This is a genomic window from Paraburkholderia sabiae, from assembly GCF_030412785.1.
Taxonomy (GTDB): domain Bacteria; phylum Pseudomonadota; class Gammaproteobacteria; order Burkholderiales; family Burkholderiaceae; genus Paraburkholderia; species Paraburkholderia sabiae.
In genome coordinates, this window is the sequence record NZ_CP125295.1 from 429,547 (window position 1) to 448,212 (window position 18,666).

At 62.7% G+C, this 18,666-nt stretch carries 15 protein-coding genes; 10 read left to right on the top strand and 5 right to left on the bottom strand.

The features are described from left to right. Positions 1 to 25 precede the first annotated feature (25 nt). Complete coding sequence (locus tag QEN71_RS01945) at positions 26 to 496, top strand: MarR family winged helix-turn-helix transcriptional regulator (RefSeq protein WP_201651264.1); 471 nt, start codon at positions 26 to 28, stop codon at positions 494 to 496. A gap of 69 nt (positions 497 to 565) precedes the next feature. Here QEN71_RS01945 and QEN71_RS01950 read toward each other — a convergent pair whose 3' ends face one another. After that, positions 566 to 1,843 carry an amino acid deaminase gene (locus QEN71_RS01950; RefSeq protein ID WP_201651263.1) on the bottom strand — a complete coding sequence of 426 codons (1,278 nt, stop codon included), beginning with the start codon at positions 1,841 to 1,843 and terminating at the stop codon, positions 566 to 568. 177 nt (positions 1,844 to 2,020) lie between these two features. On the opposite strand from QEN71_RS01950, the gene QEN71_RS01955 reads away from it, so the two are divergent. From QEN71_RS01955 to QEN71_RS01965, 3 genes are read left to right on the top strand one after another with little or no spacing between them, the layout of a single operon-like run. Further along, positions 2,021 to 2,914 (top strand): MurR/RpiR family transcriptional regulator, encoded by an 894-nt coding sequence (locus tag QEN71_RS01955; RefSeq protein ID WP_201651262.1) that lies wholly within the window; start codon positions 2,021 to 2,023, stop codon positions 2,912 to 2,914. A 3-nt stretch (positions 2,915 to 2,917) separates the two neighbouring features. Beyond that, positions 2,918 to 4,405 carry an N-acyl-D-amino-acid deacylase family protein gene (locus QEN71_RS01960; protein WP_201651261.1) on the top strand — a complete coding sequence of 496 codons (1,488 nt, stop codon included), beginning with the start codon at positions 2,918 to 2,920 and terminating at the stop codon, positions 4,403 to 4,405. 55 nt (positions 4,406 to 4,460) lie between these two features. Then, positions 4,461 to 4,847, top strand: coding sequence for a RidA family protein (locus QEN71_RS01965; protein WP_201651260.1), 387 nt, complete (start codon positions 4,461 to 4,463; stop codon positions 4,845 to 4,847). A 524-nt stretch (positions 4,848 to 5,371) separates the two neighbouring features. Here the strand turns inward: QEN71_RS01965 and QEN71_RS01970 are convergent. From QEN71_RS01970 to ilvA, 4 genes are all read right to left on the bottom strand, one after another. Further along, positions 5,372 to 6,511 carry an IS481 family transposase gene (locus QEN71_RS01970; RefSeq protein ID WP_290468229.1) on the bottom strand — a complete coding sequence of 380 codons (1,140 nt, stop codon included), beginning with the start codon at positions 6,509 to 6,511 and terminating at the stop codon, positions 5,372 to 5,374. Between the two features lie 202 nt (positions 6,512 to 6,713). Beyond that, complete coding sequence (gene queF, locus QEN71_RS01975) at positions 6,714 to 7,538, bottom strand: NADPH-dependent 7-cyano-7-deazaguanine reductase QueF (protein ID WP_201650832.1); 825 nt, start codon at positions 7,536 to 7,538, stop codon at positions 6,714 to 6,716. Continuing rightward, the gene (locus QEN71_RS01980) at positions 7,535 to 8,437 is read right to left on the bottom strand and encodes a 5'-nucleotidase (RefSeq protein ID WP_201650831.1); all 903 of its coding nucleotides are present in this window, start codon (positions 8,435 to 8,437) and stop codon (positions 7,535 to 7,537) included. The genes queF and QEN71_RS01980 overlap by 4 nt, the downstream gene beginning before the upstream one ends. A gap of 9 nt (positions 8,438 to 8,446) precedes the next feature. Beyond that, positions 8,447 to 9,970 carry a threonine ammonia-lyase, biosynthetic gene (gene ilvA, locus QEN71_RS01985; protein ID WP_201650830.1) on the bottom strand — a complete coding sequence of 508 codons (1,524 nt, stop codon included), beginning with the start codon at positions 9,968 to 9,970 and terminating at the stop codon, positions 8,447 to 8,449. Between the two features lie 1,085 nt (positions 9,971 to 11,055). Here ilvA and QEN71_RS01990 point away from each other — a divergent pair. The 6 genes from QEN71_RS01990 (at position 11,056) to QEN71_RS02015 (ending at position 18,659) form a co-directional block, all read left to right on the top strand. After that, positions 11,056 to 15,189: a DUF3683 domain-containing protein gene (locus QEN71_RS01990; protein ID WP_201650829.1), complete on the top strand. Its 4,134-nt coding sequence runs from the start codon at positions 11,056 to 11,058 to the stop codon at positions 15,187 to 15,189. A gap of 32 nt (positions 15,190 to 15,221) precedes the next feature. Next, the gene (locus QEN71_RS01995) at positions 15,222 to 15,650 is read left to right on the top strand and encodes an HIT family protein (RefSeq protein ID WP_201650828.1); all 429 of its coding nucleotides are present in this window, start codon (positions 15,222 to 15,224) and stop codon (positions 15,648 to 15,650) included. A 7-nt stretch (positions 15,651 to 15,657) separates the two neighbouring features. Next, entirely contained in the window at positions 15,658 to 16,071 is a 414-nt protein-coding gene (locus QEN71_RS02000) for a gamma-butyrobetaine hydroxylase-like domain-containing protein (protein ID WP_201650827.1), read from the top strand. 70 nt (positions 16,072 to 16,141) lie between these two features. Then, positions 16,142 to 16,873, top strand: a complete 732-nt coding sequence (gene ubiE, locus QEN71_RS02005) for a bifunctional demethylmenaquinone methyltransferase/2-methoxy-6-polyprenyl-1,4-benzoquinol methylase UbiE (protein ID WP_201650826.1) — start codon at positions 16,142 to 16,144, stop codon at positions 16,871 to 16,873. A 37-nt stretch (positions 16,874 to 16,910) separates the two neighbouring features. Beyond that, positions 16,911 to 17,906: a Tim44 domain-containing protein gene (locus tag QEN71_RS02010; protein ID WP_201650825.1), complete on the top strand. Its 996-nt coding sequence runs from the start codon at positions 16,911 to 16,913 to the stop codon at positions 17,904 to 17,906. A gap of 108 nt (positions 17,907 to 18,014) precedes the next feature. Further along, complete coding sequence (locus QEN71_RS02015; RefSeq protein ID WP_201650824.1) at positions 18,015 to 18,659, top strand: ubiquinone biosynthesis accessory factor UbiJ; 645 nt, start codon at positions 18,015 to 18,017, stop codon at positions 18,657 to 18,659. Positions 18,660 to 18,666 lie beyond the last annotated feature (7 nt).

Consider the following 18,666-nt stretch of genomic DNA (forward strand, 5'->3'; position numbering starts at 1 on the left):
GTTTTAGAGATTTAGAAGAAAGATCATGGAAGAACAGGACCGCGTCGCTATCCTTCATCAGTTTGGCCGCACGTATCGCGCGTTCATGTCGGCGTTCGAGGGGCGCGTCGGCCATCCGATGCCGCGCTGGCGCATTCTGCTCGCGCTGCACGAGCAGGCGGGCGAGTCGTCGCAGAAGAAGCTGGTCGAGCGTCTGCGCATCGATCCGGGCGCGCTGACGCGTCAGTTGAAGTCGCTCGAAGCGATGGGCTGGATTGCGCGCAGCATGGACGAGCGCGACAACCGCATCACGAACGTGAAGCTTACCGCGGAAGGCCGCGCCGCAATCGAAACGAGTCTGCCGAATCGCAATGCGTTTCTGCACGACACGATGGCCGCATTGCCGGATGATGTGCTGGCAGGACTGTCGGGCGCGCTGACGATGCTCGAAGCGCGCATCGGCGAAGTGGCGGCGGCTGCATCGACGGATGCGGAGCCTGCGGAAGCCGCCCGTTGAGCCAATAAAAAACGGCGCGATGTCGTCACACATCGCGCCGCTTTGCTTGACGAAGCGATCGAAGAAAAATCAGAAGAACGTTTCGATCACTTCCGTCACGCGATACGACGGATCGAGCACCAGCACCTGACGCCACTTGTCGAACGTCAGGCACGGATGCGAGATGTCGAACGCGATCATGTCGCCGACTTTCAGATCGGCGCCTGCGGGAATCCGCAGATACGCATGCTGATCCATCATGCCGAAAATCTCCCAGCCTTCCGTGCCGGCGATATCGCGCGGCGCCTGCGTGCCCGGACGATAGTGCTTCGCAGGTTCGGGATAGCCGGCGTCGAACGCTGAATCGCGCTTGCCGAGGCCGATGATCGCGCGGTCAGGCTCGGGAATGGACTGCACATACGCCCACAGATGCAGCGCGGGCAACAGGCCTTCGCCCATGCGTTTCGCGACAGGGTTGCGCTTGAAGATGTCCGTCTGCGCCTTGCGATAGATGCCGACGTCATGTGTCAGATAGCAGCCGGGACGCAGCACGATTTCGATGCGGTCCTTGCGCGACGCTTTCGCGAATTCTTCAGCGACGACGTCGTACCACGCCGAACCCGCGCCCGACAACACAGCCGGCGTACGCGCAAAACGGCCCTTGTCCGACAGTTCGAGCGTGAGCTTCACGGCGCTGCGCAGGAAGTCGCGCACTTCCTGCTCTTCCTTCAACACGCCTTCATACAGTTCGATGCCCGCGAGCTTCAGCGAATCCGGATAACGCGCGATCGCGTCGAGCACGGCTTGCGTCTGCGCGTCGTCGCGCACGCCCGTGCGGCCGCCCGGCACGCCGAGTTCGACGAGCACCTGCAACTCTTTCTTCACCGAGCCGAAAAACTTGCCGAGCTGCTCGACGCCTTCGACTGAATCCACAAGGCAGAAGAACTCGAAGTCGGGATCGCTCAACAGTTCCGCGATCATCAGCATGTTGCGTTTGCCGACCAGCTGATTCGCCATCAGCACGCGCGATACGCCGCCGTGATACGCGGCGCGCACCTGATGCGCGGTGGCGAGCGTGATGCCCCATGCGCCCGTTTCGATCTGGCGGCGGAACAATTGCGGCGCCATCGTGGTCTTGCCATGAGGCGCGAGCTTCACGCCGTATTCGGCGACGAACTTCTGCATCCAGTTCAGGTTGTGCTCGATACGGTCCGCGTACAGGACGGCGGCGGGCAGACTCACGTCTTCGTCGAGCAGATTCCATTCGAGACGCGACGCGTCCGCGAGCTGGATGCTCGTGCCCGGCACGTTGCCCAAGCCCTTGCTATAAGGGTCGATCGTTGCTCCCTGATAGTTTGTAACTTTCATGTCATCCTGCTCCATCGGCCAGTTAAATCGAATCGAAGTTGACTTTCGTATGTTACCGAAAGTACGATGGTTGATGAAATGTTATTTAGTACCACGCATGCCGCAGTCGATGTTACCGGCGGCGCGTGGTGCTTTTGAGCCGAATTGCGAGCCGAGTTTCGAGCCAAGTAGCGAGCCATGAATTCCACCGCCGAACCCGTTGCTTTCGACATCGTCGCGCGCATTGCAGAATGTGCGCCCGAATTGCGCTCGGCCGAGCGCAAGGTCGCGGCGCTGATTCTCGACGATCTGACGGGTGCATCGCGCGCGAGCATCGGCGCGTTGGCCGAGCGGGCCGAAGTGAGCGTCGCGACGGTCACGCGATTTGCGAAGGCGGTCGGTTGCCGCGACGTGCGCGAACTGAAGCTGCGACTCGCGCAGGCAGCGGCAGTAGGGCAGCGATTCCTGCAGATCAGCGCGCCAAACGACGACACGCCCGAGCCATTGGCAACCCGCGTGTTCGACGAGTTGCAGACGGCGCTCACGCACAACCATCAGTTGCTGTGTCAGGCGCCCATCGCGCAGGCGGCGGCCGCGTTGCGCGACGCGCGCATGATCTACGTGTTCGGCATGGGCGGCGGCTCGACTGCGCTCGCCGATGAGATGCGCTTCCGTCTCGTGCGGCTGGGTCGACCTGTCGCCACGTATCAGGATGGTTTGCTGCAGCGCATGGTGGCGTCGACGGTTTCGCGCGACACCGTCGTGATCGCGCTATCGACGACGGGCCGCGTGCCCGAGATGGTGGACAGCTGCAAGATCGCGCGCAGCTACGGCGCGACGCTGATCACGGTGACGGCGCCCGCGTCGCCGCTCGCGAGGATGGCCGACTGGGTGATTCCCATCGTCGCGTTCGAAACCGACTTTATCTACAAGCCGTCGTCGTCGCGTTACGCGATGATGATGGCGCTCGACGTGCTCGTCACCGAACTCGCGTTGAGTCTCGGCGACGAGAGCCGCGAACTGCTGCGCCGCATGAAGCATGCGCTCGATGCGCACCGTGGCGGCGGCGACCGACAACCGCTAGGAGACTGATCCATGCATTCGCACCCCGAAGCCGCCGATACGCTGATCGTCGGCGCGCAACTGTACGACGGCACGGGCGCGCCGCCCGCCGAACGCGACGTCGCATTGCGCAATGGGAAGATCGCCGCGATCGGCAATCTGTCGAACTGGCTGGCCGAAGAAGTGATCGAGGCAAACGGCCGCGCGCTCGCGCCGGGCTTCATCGACGTCCACACGCATGACGACACGCACGTGATCCGCTCGCCGCAGATGATGCCGAAGATCACGCAGGGCGTGACGACGGTGATCGTCGGCAATTGCGGCATCAGCGCGTCGCCTGTTTCGTTGAAGGGCGATCCGCCCGATCCGATGAATCTGCTCGGCGCGCGCGACGCGTTCCAGTATCCGACTTTCGCCGCATACGTCGATGCCGTGAATGCCGCGAAGCCTTCTGTGAACGTCGGCGCGCTGATCGGACATACGGCGCTGCGCAACAACCATATGGACCGGCTGGACCGCGCGGCGACGGCGCAGGAAATCGGCGGCATGCGCGCGCAGCTCGAAGAAGCGCTGGCGCACGGCGCGCTCGGTTTGAGTTCGGGGCTCGCGTATGGCTCTGCATTCGCTGCGCCGACGGAAGAAGTGATGGCGCTTGCCGAGCCGCTCGCGGCATCGGGCGCGCTGTACACGACGCACATGCGCACCGAGTTCGACGCGATTCTCGATGCAATGGACGAGGCGTATCGCATCGGCAAGCACGCGCGCGTGCCTGTGATCATTTCGCATCTGAAGTGCGCGGGTCCGTCGAACTGGGGGCGCAGCGTCGAGGTGCTCGCGTCGCTCGAAGGCGCGCGGCAATTTCATCCGGTCGGATGCGACTGCTATCCGTACAACCGCAGTTCGTCGACGCTCGATCTCAAGCAGGTGACGGGCGATATCGACATCACGGTGACGTGGTCGACGCCGCATCCGGAGATGGCGGGCAAGCTGATCAAGGACATCGCGGCGGAATGGGGCGTCACGCAACAGGAAGCGGGCAAGCGACTGCAACCGGCTGGCGTCGTGTATCACAACATGTCCGAGGATGACGTGCGGCGCATCCTGTCGCATCCCGCGACGATGGTCGGCTCGGACGGTTTGCCGAACGATCCGTTGCCGCATCCGCGTTTGTGGGGCGCGTTTCCACGCGTGCTGGGGCACTATGCGCGAGACCAGAAGCTGATTCCGCTGGAAGACGCGATTCGCAAGATGACGAGCCTGTCGGCGCGGCGTTTCGGCTTGAAGGAGCGCGGCGAGGTGCATATCGGCTATCACGCGGATCTCGTGCTGTTCGATCCTGCGCGCGTGCGCGATGCAGCCACGTTCGACAAGCCGCAGCAGGCGGCGGATGGTATCGACGCGGTTTGGGTGAATGGCGTGCTGTCGTATCGCGATGGGACTCACACGGGCGAACGCGCGGGGAGGTTTGTCGCGCGTGGGGCGACGGCGGCGTCGCGGGCCGAGAACACCGAAGGTTTCTGACTGATTTTGCGTTCGCATGGGTTGCGGACGCGCTTACCGTTACAGGAGTTGAACGATGAAGCGTTATGGCGTTGAAGGTGGCAAGGGCACGGGCGGACAGGTGATGCCGTTTGCGCGTGCAGTCGAAGCGGACGGCTGGCTGTTCGTGTCGGGGCAGACGCCGATGGAAAACGGCGAAGTGATCAACGGCGGAATCGTCGAGCAGTCGCACAAGACGATTCAGAATGTGCTGGCGATTTTGAGCGAGGCCGGGTATGGGCCGGAGCATGTCGTCCGGTGTGGGGTTTGGCTCGATGATCCGCGCGACTTTGCTTCTTTTAATAAGGTCTTCAAGGAGTACTTTGGGGCTAATCCGCCTGCGCGGGCATGTGTTGTGTCTTCTATGGTTATTGACTGTAAAGTTGAGGTTGACTGCGTCGCCTATAAGAAGCCTGCGGCTTGATCTTTTTCTTCGCTGGCATCCGCGTCTTTTTTGTCGGTTTGCTAGCGTTGCCCCTGTGCGGGGCGGCACCTACTTTTCTTTGCAGCGGCAAAGAAAAGTAGGCAAAAGAAAGCCGCTTTTGAACCTACGGTGCCCGCCAGGATAGCGCTGCGGCACGCCGCAGCTGAGCTATCGCGCAGTGACCTCCGCACTCCGTAGAAAGCCCGCAGTCAACCGCGCACGGCGCGAAAAACCACACACAGTCCGGAACACATACCGCCGTAAACCGACGGCAAACGCAAAAAAACAAGTCGAGCGAATGTGCCCAGGTGGATGTCATTTTTTGCGCTGCGCGCGCCTGACTGCGGGCTTTCTACGGAGTGTTTGCGTCGCTGCGCGACAGCTCAAGGAACGTGTGCCGTGCTGTTATCCCGGTAGGTACCGGAGGTTTGAAGCGGCTTTCTTTTGCCTACTTTTCTTTGCCGCTGTGTACAGACTGGAGACATGGTTGACACCTGTACGGGGACATCGTTGACACCTGATGGTCAGGGTTTGGGAGTCTTCAGGTCAAGTTTTGCGACCCGCTGATGGGCGAACCAGATCTCGATCACCCCGTCTTCCTTCTCGCTCATGCGGGCGGCTACCTGCAGCCCCTTGAGCGCGATCGACAGCTTCAGTTTCTGGCCGCGCAGGCGCACCACGCCGCTGGCATTGACCCGCAACACTTCATCGCCGGGGCCGTATTCGGGCTCGGGCACCCGCCCGGGCATCGCGCGCAGGCTGCACGCGTAGCGCGTGATGGGCGTGGCCATCCCGAGTGCCTCGTGCGGACGTTCGACGTTGTACACGTGCCGCCAGCGATCCAGTGCCTGCTGCATGTGCGCATGTGTGCTGAAGGCCTGCCGGTCCAGCACTTCGGCCTTCAGCGTGCGGTGAAACCGTTCGTCCTTACCATTGGTCTGCGGGTGATACGGCCGGCTGTAGCTCACCAGGATGCCCAGCCGGATCAGCCAGACCGCGAGTTCGGTGAGCTGCCCCGGCGCGCTGGGCGAGCCCCACGGCGCGCCGTTGTCGGTGTTGATGCGCGCGGGCAGCCCGTAGCAGCGGAACGCGCGCTCAAGCTCGGCCTGCACGACCTGTGTGGTCGTACGCGAGCAGGCGCTCAGCACGAGGTTGTAGCGCGAGTGATCGTCGATGACCGTCAGCGGCATGCAGCGCCCATCCTTCAGCGTCTGGACGTCGCCCTTGAAGTCCATCTGCCACAGCAGGTTCGGATGCGCGTGCTCGAAGCGCTGCCAGTGCTGGCGCTGCTGCGACGCCTGTTCATCGATGAGCCCATGGCGGCGCAGGATTTCGGTGATCGTGGCGGGCGCGGGCACCTCTGTCTCGCCCAGATCCTTCAGGCGCCGTTCGATCTTGCGTCCGCCCCAGCCATGTTCGCGACGCAGTTCCAGCACCCGCGCTTCGATGTGTTCAGGTGAGCGCAGGGGGCTGTGGTGCGGGCGTCGGGAGCGGTCGGCCAGCCCGCCGGGGCCTTCGGCCTTGTGACGGTCCAGCCACTTGTAGCCGGTCTGGCGGCTGATCCGGTAGCGCCGGCATAGCTCGCTGAATGACAGGGCCTGTGTGGCGGCCAGGCTGACGAATTCTTCGCGGAGATTCATGGTGTTTTTTGCTTCCCAGGGCATGGTTGAATCCGGGCGTTTGATTACCCGAAAGTGTCAACCATGTCCCTGTACACCTGTCAGCTATGTCTCCAGTCTTTACACAGCGGCAAAGAAAAGTAGGTGCCGCCCCGCACAGGGGCAACGCTAGCGAACCGATACGAAATCGCGGATGCCAGAGCGCAGCAAAAAAACAGCGACCAGCGTCGCAGACAAACAAAAAACCTTATTGCCGCGCAGTGCGCAAATTATCCGGCATCGGCAGATTAAAGTTTGTGCGGAACGGATTGATATCGAGCCCGCCGCGTCGCGTATACCGAGCATAAACAGCCAGCTTAACCGGCTGACAAGCCTTGAGAACATCAAGAAAAATCTTCTCGACACACTGCTCATGAAACCCAGTGTGGTTCCGATAAGAAATAATGTAGCGAAGCAGACCAGCATGATCGATCTGCGGCCCGACGTAATGAATCTGCACCGAGCCCCAATCAGGCTGCCCGGTCACAGGACAATTCGACTTAAGCAGATTGGAGAACAGAGTCTCTTCGACAGGCGCTTCATCGAGCGCCGCCGACAACAACGAAGCATCGGGCAGATACACGTCGGTATCGAGATCGAGCCGATCAAGCGAAGTCCCTTCGAACTCCTCGAGCCCGAGCTTGGAAAACTCCGCCGGCGGATAAAGATGCAGCGACACAGACGCGCCACAAGCAGCGGACACATCCCGCTTGATCGTATCGCGAACGACATCGATCGAATCAAACGCAGTGTGTGCAAAAGAACCGAGATAAAGCTTGAACGACTTCGACTCGACGATATTCGGCGAATCCGCCGGAACATAAAACGTTGCGACAGCGATCTGCGGCTTGCCGCGCGCATTGAGCCACGACAGCTCATACGCGTTCCAGATGTCCGTGCCGAAAAACGGCAACGTCGCGCCAATGCCGATCTGGTCGCGCGCATTCTTTCGCGCAATCGGGAAAAGGAGCGAGGCGTCGTACTGTTCGGTGTAGCTGGACGGCTTGCCCAGCGGAGATTGTTCGGGTGTCATGATGCGTTCACGATGCCACTCACGACATGCCCGATCGCTGTCACGTCACGGGCCGATTCGCAGTGGCGAATTTGGTCGTCGAAGAAAAAGTCCGGCTCGAACTCGCGCAGAAACGCGCCCTTGTCGAGCCCGCCAAGAAACATCGCTTCGTCGATTTCGATGTTCCAGGCCATCAATGTCCGGATCGCGCGCTCGTGCGCAGGCGCCGAGCGCGCCGTCACCAGCGCGGTGCGAATGTGCATCGGCGCGGCTTCGTCGGCCAGCGTCTGCAAACGATGCAGCGCCTTCAGCAAAGGCTTCAGCGGCCCGTCGGCGAGCGGCAGATCCTTGTTGTCGATCTCGTGACCGACGAAGGCGCCTAGCCCGTCCTTCTGGAACACGCGCTCCGCTTCGTCGGAAAATAGAACGGCGTCGCCGTCGAACGCGATGCGGATTTCGTCCGGGTACTTACCCGCCATTTTCGCCGATTCGGGCAACACGCGTGCAGCGGGAAATCCGGCCGCCAGCGCGTCGCGCACGTCGTCCTGATTCGCGGACAGAAACAGCGACGCATTCAACGGCTTCAGATACGCAAACGGCGGTCGGCCGCGCGTGAACACGCCGCGCTCGATCGCGAGGCCATGCTCTCGGCACGAACTGAACGCGCGCAAGCCGCTGATGGGATCGCTGCGCGACAGAATCACCACTTCCACGCGATGCGCGCCCGTATTCAGCGCCAGCAGCTTGCGAATCAGCGGAAACGCGACGCCGGGCTTGGCGGGGACGTTCAGCCGTTCGCGCTGCAGCGTTTCGTACGCGCGCAGGTCGCCGTCCTCGTACACGCGGTTCTCTTCCTCGAAATCGAACAGCGCGCGCGAGGAGATCGCCACCACCAGCTTGTCGTCGAGCGAAAAAGCCATGCGCGATTATTAGCCGAGGAACAGCCGGTACACCGGGTTCGACGTCTCTTCCCAATACGGATAGCCGAGCGTCGCGAGGAAGCGCGCGAATTCCGCATCTTCCGCCGACGGCACCTGGATGCCGACGAGAATCGAACTGTAGTCCGCGCCCTGATTCCGGTAATGGAACAGGCTGATGTTCCAGTTCGGCGCCATCGACGACAGGAATTTCATCAGCGCGCCCGGCCGCTCCGGAAACTCGAAGCGGAACAGGCGCTCGTCGTGCGCGAGCGGCGAGCGGCCACCGACCATGTAGCGGATGTGCTGCTTCGACAGTTCGTCGCCCGTCAGATCGACGGTCGCGAAGCCGTGCTCTTCGAACGTGCCCGCGATCTGCGCGGACTCGCCGCGGTTGCGGATCTGCACGCCGACGAAGATATGGGCGGAGTTCGCATCCGCAATGCGGTAGTTGAACTCGGTGACGCTGCGCGTGCCGACCAGTTCGCAGAAGCGCTTGAAGCTGCCGCGCTCTTCGGGAATCGTCACGGCGAACACTGCCTCGCGCGCTTCACCGACTTCGGCGCGTTCCGCGACGAAGCGCATGCGGTCGAAGTTCATGTTCGCGCCGGACGTGACGGCGATCAGCGTCTGGTTCTCGATGCCTTCGCGCTCGGCATACTGCTTGGCGCCCGCGACGGCCAGCGAGCCGGCCGGCTCCAGCACGCTGCGCGTGTCCTGGAAGACGTCCTTGATCGCGGCGCACAGCGCGTCGGTGTTCACGGTCAGCACTTCGTCGAGGTATTGCTGGCACAGGCGGAACGTCTCTTCGCCGACGAGTTTCACGGCCGTGCCGTCCGAGAACAGGCCGACTTCGTTGAGCGTCACGCGCTTGCCGGCCTTGATCGACTCCGCCATCGCGCACGAGTCGTCCGTCTGCACGCCGATCACCTTGATCTCCGGGCGCACCGATTTCACGTACGCCGCGATGCCGGCCGCGAGACCGCCGCCGCCGATGGGGACGAAGATCGCGTGAATGGGCGCCTGATGCTGGCTCAGCACTTCCATCGCGACGGTGCCCTGACCGGCGATTACGTATTCGTCGTCGAAAGGATGCACGAAGGTCAGGCCTTGCTGTTCCTGCAGCTTGACGGCGTGCGCGTAGGCGTCGCTATACGACTCGCCTGACTGCACGACTTCGACGGTCGGACCGCCGTGCGCGCGCACGGCGTCGACCTTGACCTGCGGCGTCGTCACGGGAACGACGATGATCGCCTTCACGCCCATCCGGGCCGCCGACAGCGCGACGCCCTGTGCATGGTTGCCCGCCGAAGCCGTAATCACGCCGCGCGCGAGGGCGTCGGCGGGAATGTGCGCCATCTTGTTGTACGCGCCGCGCACTTTGAACGAGAAGACGGGCTGGTTGTCTTCGCGCTTCAGGTAAATCGGGTTGCGCAGCCGTGCGGAAAGATTCCGCGCATATTCGAGTTCGGTCTCACGCGCGACGTCGTAGACGCGGGCGGTGAGGATTTTCTTCAGATAGTCGTGGGAGGCCATTCTGGGCGCGCGCCCCGGGGCGCTGGTTGCTGAGGGGAAAGGGGTAATGATAGCGCTAAGTGTGTCCTTGGCGGACGGGGTGGGGTTTGGGGTTGGGTTTTGGTTTTGGGTTTCGGGTTTTGATTTTGGGGTTTTATTGGCATCCGCGTTGACGTATCGGTTTATTAGCGTTGCCCCTGTGCGGGGCGGCACTTACTTTCTTTGCCGCCGCAAAGAAAGTAAGCAAAGAAAGCGGCTTCAAACCTCCGGTGCCTGCCAGGATAACGCTGCGCCATGCCGCAGTTGAGCTGTCGCGCAGCGACGCAAACACTCCGTAGCAAGCCCGCAGTCAGGCGCGCGCGGCGCGAAAGATGACATCCACCTGGAGCACATTCGGTCAGCACGTTTTTTTGCATTTGCCCTCGGTTGACTGCGGCGGTATGTGCTCCAGACTGTGTGGGGATTTTCGCCGTGCGCGGTTGACTGCGGGCTTTCTACAGAGTGCGGACATCGCTGCGCGATAGCTCAACTGCAGCATGCCGAAGCGTTATCCTGGCAGGCACTGGAGGTTCAAAAGCGGCTTTCTTTTGCCTACTTTTCTTTGCCGCTGGCAAAGAAAAGTAGGTGCCGCCCCGCACAGGGGCAACGCTAGCAAACCGATACGGCAACGCGGATGCCAGCGAAAACCAAAGCATGGCGACCAGCGTCGCAGACAACCCAGAAAAGCCAAACCGCAAACCCTTACGCCACGTAGGTCCACGCGCGAACGCGCGCCCCCATCCTGCGGTAGAATCATGGTTTGGAACAAGGATCGGAAGATCGGATGATGCACTGGCAGCCTCGGATCGCCCATTTGATGCCCGTCCCGCGTGAGGCTCGCCCCGCGGCGCAGCGGCATGTGCGGCACGCACGATCGCGTAGCTATATCTGAGCGCCGCGAGGCGACCGGCCACCCACGTTCCAGCCATATCCCCGGCGATCCCGGGCGCTGGCCTGCCGGTTGCGGCTTCGCACACTAGAAAGATTTCCAGCATTGCGCCCCACGCGCACTGTCAGCGAGCCCCAGCGATGAGCGCACGCCGCTGACTTACCCGAGTCGTCCAAACATGAACGCACCTCAAGTTTTCGATCCGAACGGCGCCGCCGCCTCCGTTGCCGCCGATACCGAAGCGCGTCTGCGCGAAATCCCATACAACTACACGTCGTTCTCCGACCGCGAAATCGTCATCCGTCTGCTCGGCGACGAAGCCTGGGCCGCGCTCGACGAACTGCGCGCGGAGCGCCGCACCGGCCGCTCGGCACGCATGCTGTATGAAGTCCTCGGTGATATCTGGGTCGTGCGTCGCAATCCTTACCTGCAGGACGACCTGCTCGACAATCCGAAGCGCCGCGCGCTGCTGATCGAAGCGCTGAATCACCGTCTCACGGAAATCGAAAAGCGCCGCCGCGCCGATCTCGTCGAACATGCCGACGACGCCGGTGTCGGACGTGCCGCGCGCGTCGAAACGCTCGTCGGCGCCGCGCGCCGCGCCGTCGATGCGTTCGCCGCCGAATTCGACAAGATGGCCGACTTGCGACGTCGCGCGACCAAAGTGCTGGGCCGTCAGACGCAGAAGGACAACATCCGCTTCGACGGCATCGCACGTGTCTCGCACGTGACGGACGCGACCGACTGGCGCGTCGAATACCCGTTCGTCGTGTTGACGCCGGACACGGAAGCCGAAATCGCCGGCCTCATCAAGGCGTGTTTCGAACTCGGCCTGACCGTGATTCCGCGCGGAGGCGGCACGGGCTACACGGGCGGCGCGGTGCCGCTCACGCCGTTCTCGGCCGTCATCAACACGGAAAAGCTCGAACAGCTCGGCGCCGTCGAACTGACGGAACTGCCCGGCGTCGCGCACAAGGTGCCGACCATTTTCTCGGGCGCGGGCGTCGTCACGCGCCGCGTCACGGAAGCGGCCGAGCAGGCCGGCTACGTGTTCGCTGTCGATCCGACTTCGCTGGACGCTTCCTGCATCGGCGGCAATGTCGCGATGAACGCGGGCGGCAAGAAGGCCGTGCTGTGGGGCACGGCGCTCGATAACCTCGCCTGGTGGCGCATGGTCGACCCGGAAGGGAACTGGCTCGAAGTCACGCGCCTCGATCACAACCTCGGCAAGATTCACGACATCCCCGTCGCACGTTTCGAACTGAAGTGGTTCGACGGCGAGTACGCGCCGGGCGAAAAGCTGCTGCGCACCGAACTGCTCGACATCGAAGGCCGCCGCTTCCGCAAGGAAGGTCTTGGCAAGGACGTAACGGATAAATTCCTCGCGGGTCTGCCGGGCATCCAGAAGGAAGGCTGCGACGGTCTGATCACGTCGGCGCGCTGGGTGCTGCACAAGATGCCCGCGCACACGCGCACGGTTTGCCTCGAATTCTTCGGCCAGGCGCGCGAGGCGATTCCGAGCATCGTCGAAATCAAGGACTATCTGTTCGAAACGTCGAAGCAGGGCGGCGCGATTCTCGCTGGCCTCGAACACCTCGACGAACGCTATCTGCGCGCCGTCGGCTACGCGACGAAGAGCAAGCGCAACGCCTTTCCGAAGATGGTGCTGATCGGCGATATCGTCGGCAACGATGCGGACGCGGTGGCGACGGCTACGTCCGAAGTGATCCGCATGGCCAATGGCAAGAGCGGCGAAGGCTTCGTGGCGGTCAGCGCCGAGGCTCGCAAGCGCTTCTGGCTCGACCGCAGCCGCACGGCCGCGATCGCGAAGCACACCAACGCGTTCAAGATCAACGAAGACGTCGTGATTCCGCTCAACCGCATGGGCGAATACACGGACGGCATCGAGCGCATCAACATCGAGCTGTCGATCAAGAACAAGCTGCAACTGGTCGACGCCCTCGAAGCGTTCTTCAGGGGCGGCAAGCTGCCGCTCGGCAAGAGCGACGACGCGAACGAAATCCCGAGCGCCGAACTGCTCGAAGACCGCGTGCAGCAGGCGCTGGAACTGCTCGCGCACGTGAAGAAGCGCTGGGAATTCCTGCGCGACAGGCTCGATCTGTCATTGCGCGAGGCGCAGCACTATCTGGTGCAGCTCGGCTATGCGGGACTCGCGGAGAAATTCGCGGACCGCGTCGACGATCAGCCGGACGCGAACGTCTTCCACATCGTGCAGGACCGTACGGTGCGCGTGTCGTGGAAGCAGGAAATCCGCGCGGAACTGCGCCAGATCTTCAACGGCGGCGAGTTCAAGCCGATCCTCGACGAAGCGCAAGCCATCCACAAGCAGGTGCTGCGCGGCCGCGTGTTCGTCGCGCTGCACATGCACGCGGGCGACGGCAACGTTCACACGAACATCCCCGTCAACTCCGACAACTACGAGATGCTGCAGGACGCGCATATCGCAGTGGCGCGCATCATGAAGCTTGCGCGTTCGCTGGATGGCGTGATTTCCGGCGAGCACGGCATCGGCATCACGAAGCTCGAATTCCTGACGGAAGACGAGATCGGCGAATTCCGCGCGTACAAGCAGCGCGTCGATCCGCACGGCCGCTTCAACAAGGGCAAATTGCTCGAAGGCGCGGACCTTCGCAACGCGTACACGCCGTCGTTCGGACTGATGGGTTATGAATCGCTGATCATGCAGCAGTCCGATATCGGCGCGATTGCCGATTCGGTGAAGGACTGCCTGCGCTGCGGCAAGTGCAAGCCGGTTTGCGCAACGCACGTGCCGCGCGCGAACCTGCTGTACAGCCCGCGCAACAAGATTCTCGCGACGTCGCTGCTGGTCGAGGCGTTCCTGTACGAAGAACAGACGCGCCGCGGCGTGTCGATCAAGCATTGGGACGAGTTCAACGACGTCGCCGATCACTGCACCGTCTGCCACAAGTGCGTGACGCCGTGCCCGGTGAAGATCGACTTCGGCGACGTCACGATGAACATGCGCAATCTGCTGCGCAAGATGGGCAAGAAGAAGTTCAACGCGGGCAACGCGGCGGGCATGTTCTTCCTCAACGCGACGAATCCGCAGACCATCAACCTCGCGCGCACCGCGATGATGGGCGTCGGCTACAAGGCGCAGCGCCTCGGCAACGAGGTGCTGAAGAAGATCGTCAAGAAGCAGACGGCGCGTCCGCCCGCGACCACGGGCAAGCCGCCCGTGATGGAGCAGGTGATCCACTTCGTCAACAAGAAGATGCCGGGCAACCTGCCGAAGAAAACGGCGCGCGCGTTGCTCGACATCGAAGACAACAAGATCGTGCCGATCATCCGCAATCCGAAAACGACGACCGTCGATTCGGAAGCGGTGTTCTACTTCCCCGGCTGCGGTTCCGAGCGCCTGTTTTCGCAGGTCGGTCTCGCGACGCAGGCGATGTTGTGGGAAGCGGGCGTGCAGACGGTGCTGCCGCCGGGCTATCTGTGCTGCGGCTATCCGCAGCGCGGCTCGGGCCAGTTCGACAAGGCCGAGCAGATCGTCACGGATAACCGCGTGCTGTTCCATCGCGTCGCGAATACGCTGAACTATCTCGACATCAAGACGGTGGTGGTGTCGTGCGGCACGTGTTACGACCAGTTGGCCGGGTACGAATTCGAGAAGATTTTCCCGGGCTGCCGGATCATCGACATCCACGAATTCCTGCTGGAGAAGGGCATCAGGCTCGACGGCGTAACGGGCACGCGCTACATGTATCACGACCCGTGTCACACGCCGATCAAGACGATCGACCCGGTCAAGCTCGTCAATGAACTGATGGGCACCGAGAAGAACGACGGCTACAAGATCGAGAAGAACGATCGCTGCTGCGGCGAATCGGGCACGCTCGCAGTGACGCGTCCGGACGTGTCGACGCAGGTGCGCTTCCGCAAGGAAGAGGAAATCCGTAAGGGTGCCGCGAAGCTGCGCAACATCCCGGTCGTCGCCGATGCGGGCGCGAACGCGATCAACATGGCGAACGCGGCAGCGGGCGCGGCGGGTGCGCCTGCCGGTTCGGTGCTGAAGGCCGGCGACGGTCCGCAGCCGAACGGCGCGAACGGCGCGAACGGCGCGAACGGCGCGAACGGTGCCACGGACGTCAAGATCCTGACGAGCTGCCCGTCCTGCCTGCAGGGCCTGTCGCGCTACAACGAAGACGCGAACGTCGAAGCGGACTACATCGTGGTCGAGATCGCGCGTCACGTGCTCGGCGACAACTGGATGGCGGATTATGTCCAGCGCGCGAACAATGGCGGAATCGAGCGCGTGCTGGTCTAATGGCACGATAAAGGTTCCGCTCGAGGACGACGATGGACTGTATCTTCTGCCGTGAGGACGGCGGCGATGTGCTGTGGCAGGACGACACACTGCGTGTCGTCCTCGCCGACGAACACGACTATCCCGGCTTTTGCCGCGTGATCTGGAACAGGCACGTCGCCGAGTTCTCCGATCTGGGCGACGGCGATCGCGATCGCGTGATGCGCGTGGTGTACGCCGTCGAGCGCGCGATCCGTCGCATCCTGCAACCCGTCAAGGTGAACCTGGCGAGCCTCGGCAACCAGGTTCCGCATGTTCACTGGCACGTGATCCCGCGTTTTTCCAACGACGCGCATTTCCCGCTGCCCATCTGGGCGCCGCGTCAGCGCACGGTATCGGAAGCGATGCTGTCGCAACGGCGCGCACAGGCCACGTTGCTGCGCGAAGCGGTACGCGGCGAAATCGAACACGCTCTCGCCTGAGGTCATCATGAGTGGATTGACACCCGACACGCCGGTCCCCACCGGCGTCGTCGTTCATGCCGTATCGCGCGTACTCGAACTGCAGTACGCGAACGGCAACAGTTACCGCGTGCCGTTCGAACTGATGCGCGTCTTTTCGCCTTCCGCCGAAGTGCGCGGCCACGGTCCCGGCCAGGAAACGCTGCAGACGGGCAAGCGCGAAGTGACGATCACCGCGCTCGAAGGCGTCGGCAACTATGCGTTGCAGCCCACTTTCTCCGACGGCCACAACACGGGCATCTATTCGTGGGACCTGTTGTGGGATCTCGCGACCCGTCAGGACGAACTCTGGGCCGAGTATTTCGACAAACTTCAGGCAGCAGGCGTCGAGCGCGACGCACCGATGCCCGTATCCAGTCCAGCGCACGGCCACAGACACTGATACGATTCGGCCGGCATGCCGCCTGGGTGCGGCGCAACAATTTTCAGAATACGCGAAAGGACGAAGCGCGATGACCAAAACCCACTTCGGCTATCAGACAGTCGACGAACAGGAAAAAGCGAAGAAAGTGGCCGGTGTGTTCCACTCGGTCGCCTCCAACTATGACCTGATGAACGACCTGATGTCGGGCGGGCTGCACCGCGCGTGGAAGGCGTTCACGATTGCGCAGGCCAACGTGCGGCCGGGCTACAAGGTGCTCGACATCGCGGGCGGCACGGGCGATCTGTCGAAAGCATTTGCGAAGCGGGCGGGCGAAACGGGCGAAGTCTGGCACACGGACATCAACGAATCGATGCTGCGCGTGGGCCGCGATCGTCTGATCGACAAGGGCGTCATTACGCCGGCGCTGCTGTGCGACGCCGAGAAGATCCCGTTCCCGGACAACTACTTCGACGTGGTCACCGTGGCATTCGGCTTGCGCAACATGACGCACAAGGACGCCGCGCTCGCCGAAATGCGTCGCGTGCTGAAGCCGGCGGGGCGTTTGCTCGTGCTGGAATTCTCGAAGGTCTGGGATCCGCTCAAAAAGGCTTACGACGTCTATTCTTTTAAGGTGCTTCCGTGGCTCGGCGATCGCTTTGCCAAGGACGCCGACAGCTATCGCTACCTCGCGGAATCGATCCGGATGCATCCGGACCAGGAAACTTTAAAAACGATGATGGAACAAGCTGGCCTCGACGCCGTCAAATATTACAATTTGTCAGCTGGCGTGGTAGCCTTGCATGTGGGGACGAAATACTAATGTCCCTAACCTCCCGTTTTTAAAGGAAATTGAGAAAATGTCTGATTCGAATCTGTCATCTCGTTGTAAGGTTAAGGGGGCTTGGGCGAGGAGAATCGGACTGATCGCGATGGTCGGCCTGATCTCTGTCGGCACGCTGGCCTCGCTCGACGCCGAAGCGAAACGCATGGGCGGCGGCCGCAGTATGGGGCGTCAGTCGAACATCACCCAGCCGCATCAGCAGACGGCGCCGTCGCCTTCGCAGTCGCCGGGCGCGCCGTCGCAGGCAATGCAGCAGCAGCGTCCCGCGACGCCGCCGCCTACGCCCGCCGCGCAGCCTAACCGTTCGCGCTGGCTGGGACCGATCGCCGGTCTCGCGGCAGGTCTCGGTATCGCCGCGCTGCTGTCGCACTTCGGCCTGGGCGAAGCGTTCGCCGGCATGATGTCGAACCTGATCGTGATCGCGCTGATCGCGTTCGTCGCCATCTGGCTGATCCGCAAGTTCGTTAGCCGCAAGCGCGATGCGCAGTCGCCCGCTTACGCAGGCGGCTCGCCGACGCTGAACGCGGGCGGCACGGGCTACTCGCAGGAGCCGCGCTACACGGCGCCTCCCACGGGCTCGTACCTCGGACCGCAAGGCAATCCGCTGACGACGCCCGATGTCGCCGCTACACCGACAGTTCCGGCTGGCTTCGATTCGGAAGCTTTCCTGCGCAACGCGAAGGTCTACTTCGTGCGTCTGCAGGCGGCGTGGGATGCCGGCAATATGGACGACATCCGTGAATTCACGACGCCTGAAATGTTCGCCGAAGTGCGGGTGGATCTGAGCTCGCGCGGCGCCGACAAGAACCAGACCGACGTCGTGAAGCTCGACGCCGATCTGCTGGGCGTCGAGGATCGCGGCAGCGAGTACCTGGCGAGCGTGCGTTTCCACGGCCTGATCCGCGAAACGTCGGGCGGCTCGGCGGAACCGTTCGAAGAAATCTGGAACCTGTCGAAGCGCACGGGCGAAGGCTGGCTGCTCGCGGGCATCCAGCAAGTCAATCTTCACTGATCCCGTAAAGGATTAGCCGTTCGGCTGAGTCAGGCTCGCAGCGAACGGACGTTACAATAGGAACCCGCGTCGGCAGTCGCCGGCGCGGGTTTTCTCTTTCCACTGCCGATGACCCTTGCCGCCAAGCCCTTCGCTGCTGCCGTCAACCATCTGCTCGCTCGCGAATCGTGGGCGCGCGAACGTCTCACCCCATACGCCGGCAAGACTGCGCGGCTGTCCTGTCCTCCCATCACGCTGATCCTGCTGGTGCAGCCGGACGGCTATCTGAGCGCCGTCGACGAAAGCGAAGCGCAGGCGTTCGACGTCACGGTCGCTGTACCCTCGGACGCCGTTCCCGCGTTCGTGCAAGGCGGTCAGGCTGCCGTGATGAAGCACGTGAAGATCGAAGGCGACGCCGAGTTCGCCACGGTGATCGCAAAGCTCGCCGAGCATTTGCGCTGGGAGCCGGAAGAAGATCTCGCGAAGCTCGTCGGCGACGGGCCGGCATGGCGGATTGCGTCGGTGGCGCGCACGGTCGGCGATCATGCGCTGCGTACGGGCCGTAATCTGCTCGAATCGGTCACTGAGTATCTGCTGGACGAAAACCCGCAGCTCGTTCGCCGCGCCGCGCTCGACGATTTCAACGCCGAACTCGCGCGAGCCCGAGACGCGCTGGCGCGCGTCGAGAAGCGCATCGAGCGTCTCGAACAGAAGGTCGAAGCCCGTGGCGCCAATGCGCCGGGCGGCGCCGCCACGTCGCGCGGCACGCGCTAGTCACCGG

What these genes read in the sequence shown, in the direction of transcription:
- QEN71_RS02010 (WP_201650825.1), top strand. Translation starts at nt 16,911, where the DNA reads ATGTCTGATTCGAATCTGTCATCTCGTTGTAAGGTTAAGGGGGCTTGG.
- ilvA (WP_201650830.1), bottom strand. Translation starts at nt 9,970, where the DNA reads ATGGCCTCCCACGACTATCTGAAGAAAATCCTCACCGCCCGCGTCTAC.
- QEN71_RS01960 (WP_201651261.1), top strand. Translation starts at nt 2,918, where the DNA reads ATGCATTCGCACCCCGAAGCCGCCGATACGCTGATCGTCGGCGCGCAA.
- QEN71_RS01965 (WP_201651260.1), top strand. Translation starts at nt 4,461, where the DNA reads ATGAAGCGTTATGGCGTTGAAGGTGGCAAGGGCACGGGCGGACAGGTG.
- QEN71_RS01990 (WP_201650829.1), top strand. Translation starts at nt 11,056, where the DNA reads ATGAACGCACCTCAAGTTTTCGATCCGAACGGCGCCGCCGCCTCCGTT.
- QEN71_RS01970 (WP_290468229.1), bottom strand. Translation starts at nt 6,511, where the DNA reads ATGCCCTGGGAAGCAAAAAACACCATGAATCTCCGCGAAGAATTCGTC.
- QEN71_RS01945 (WP_201651264.1), top strand. Translation starts at nt 26, where the DNA reads ATGGAAGAACAGGACCGCGTCGCTATCCTTCATCAGTTTGGCCGCACG.
- queF (WP_201650832.1), bottom strand. Translation starts at nt 7,538, where the DNA reads ATGACACCCGAACAATCTCCGCTGGGCAAGCCGTCCAGCTACACCGAA.
- QEN71_RS01995 (WP_201650828.1), top strand. Translation starts at nt 15,222, where the DNA reads ATGGACTGTATCTTCTGCCGTGAGGACGGCGGCGATGTGCTGTGGCAG.
- QEN71_RS01980 (WP_201650831.1), bottom strand. Translation starts at nt 8,437, where the DNA reads ATGGCTTTTTCGCTCGACGACAAGCTGGTGGTGGCGATCTCCTCGCGC.
- QEN71_RS01955 (WP_201651262.1), top strand. Translation starts at nt 2,021, where the DNA reads ATGAATTCCACCGCCGAACCCGTTGCTTTCGACATCGTCGCGCGCATT.
- QEN71_RS01950 (WP_201651263.1), bottom strand. Translation starts at nt 1,843, where the DNA reads ATGAAAGTTACAAACTATCAGGGAGCAACGATCGACCCTTATAGCAAG.
- ubiE (WP_201650826.1), top strand. Translation starts at nt 16,142, where the DNA reads ATGACCAAAACCCACTTCGGCTATCAGACAGTCGACGAACAGGAAAAA.
- QEN71_RS02000 (WP_201650827.1), top strand. Translation starts at nt 15,658, where the DNA reads ATGAGTGGATTGACACCCGACACGCCGGTCCCCACCGGCGTCGTCGTT.
- QEN71_RS02015 (WP_201650824.1), top strand. Translation starts at nt 18,015, where the DNA reads ATGACCCTTGCCGCCAAGCCCTTCGCTGCTGCCGTCAACCATCTGCTC.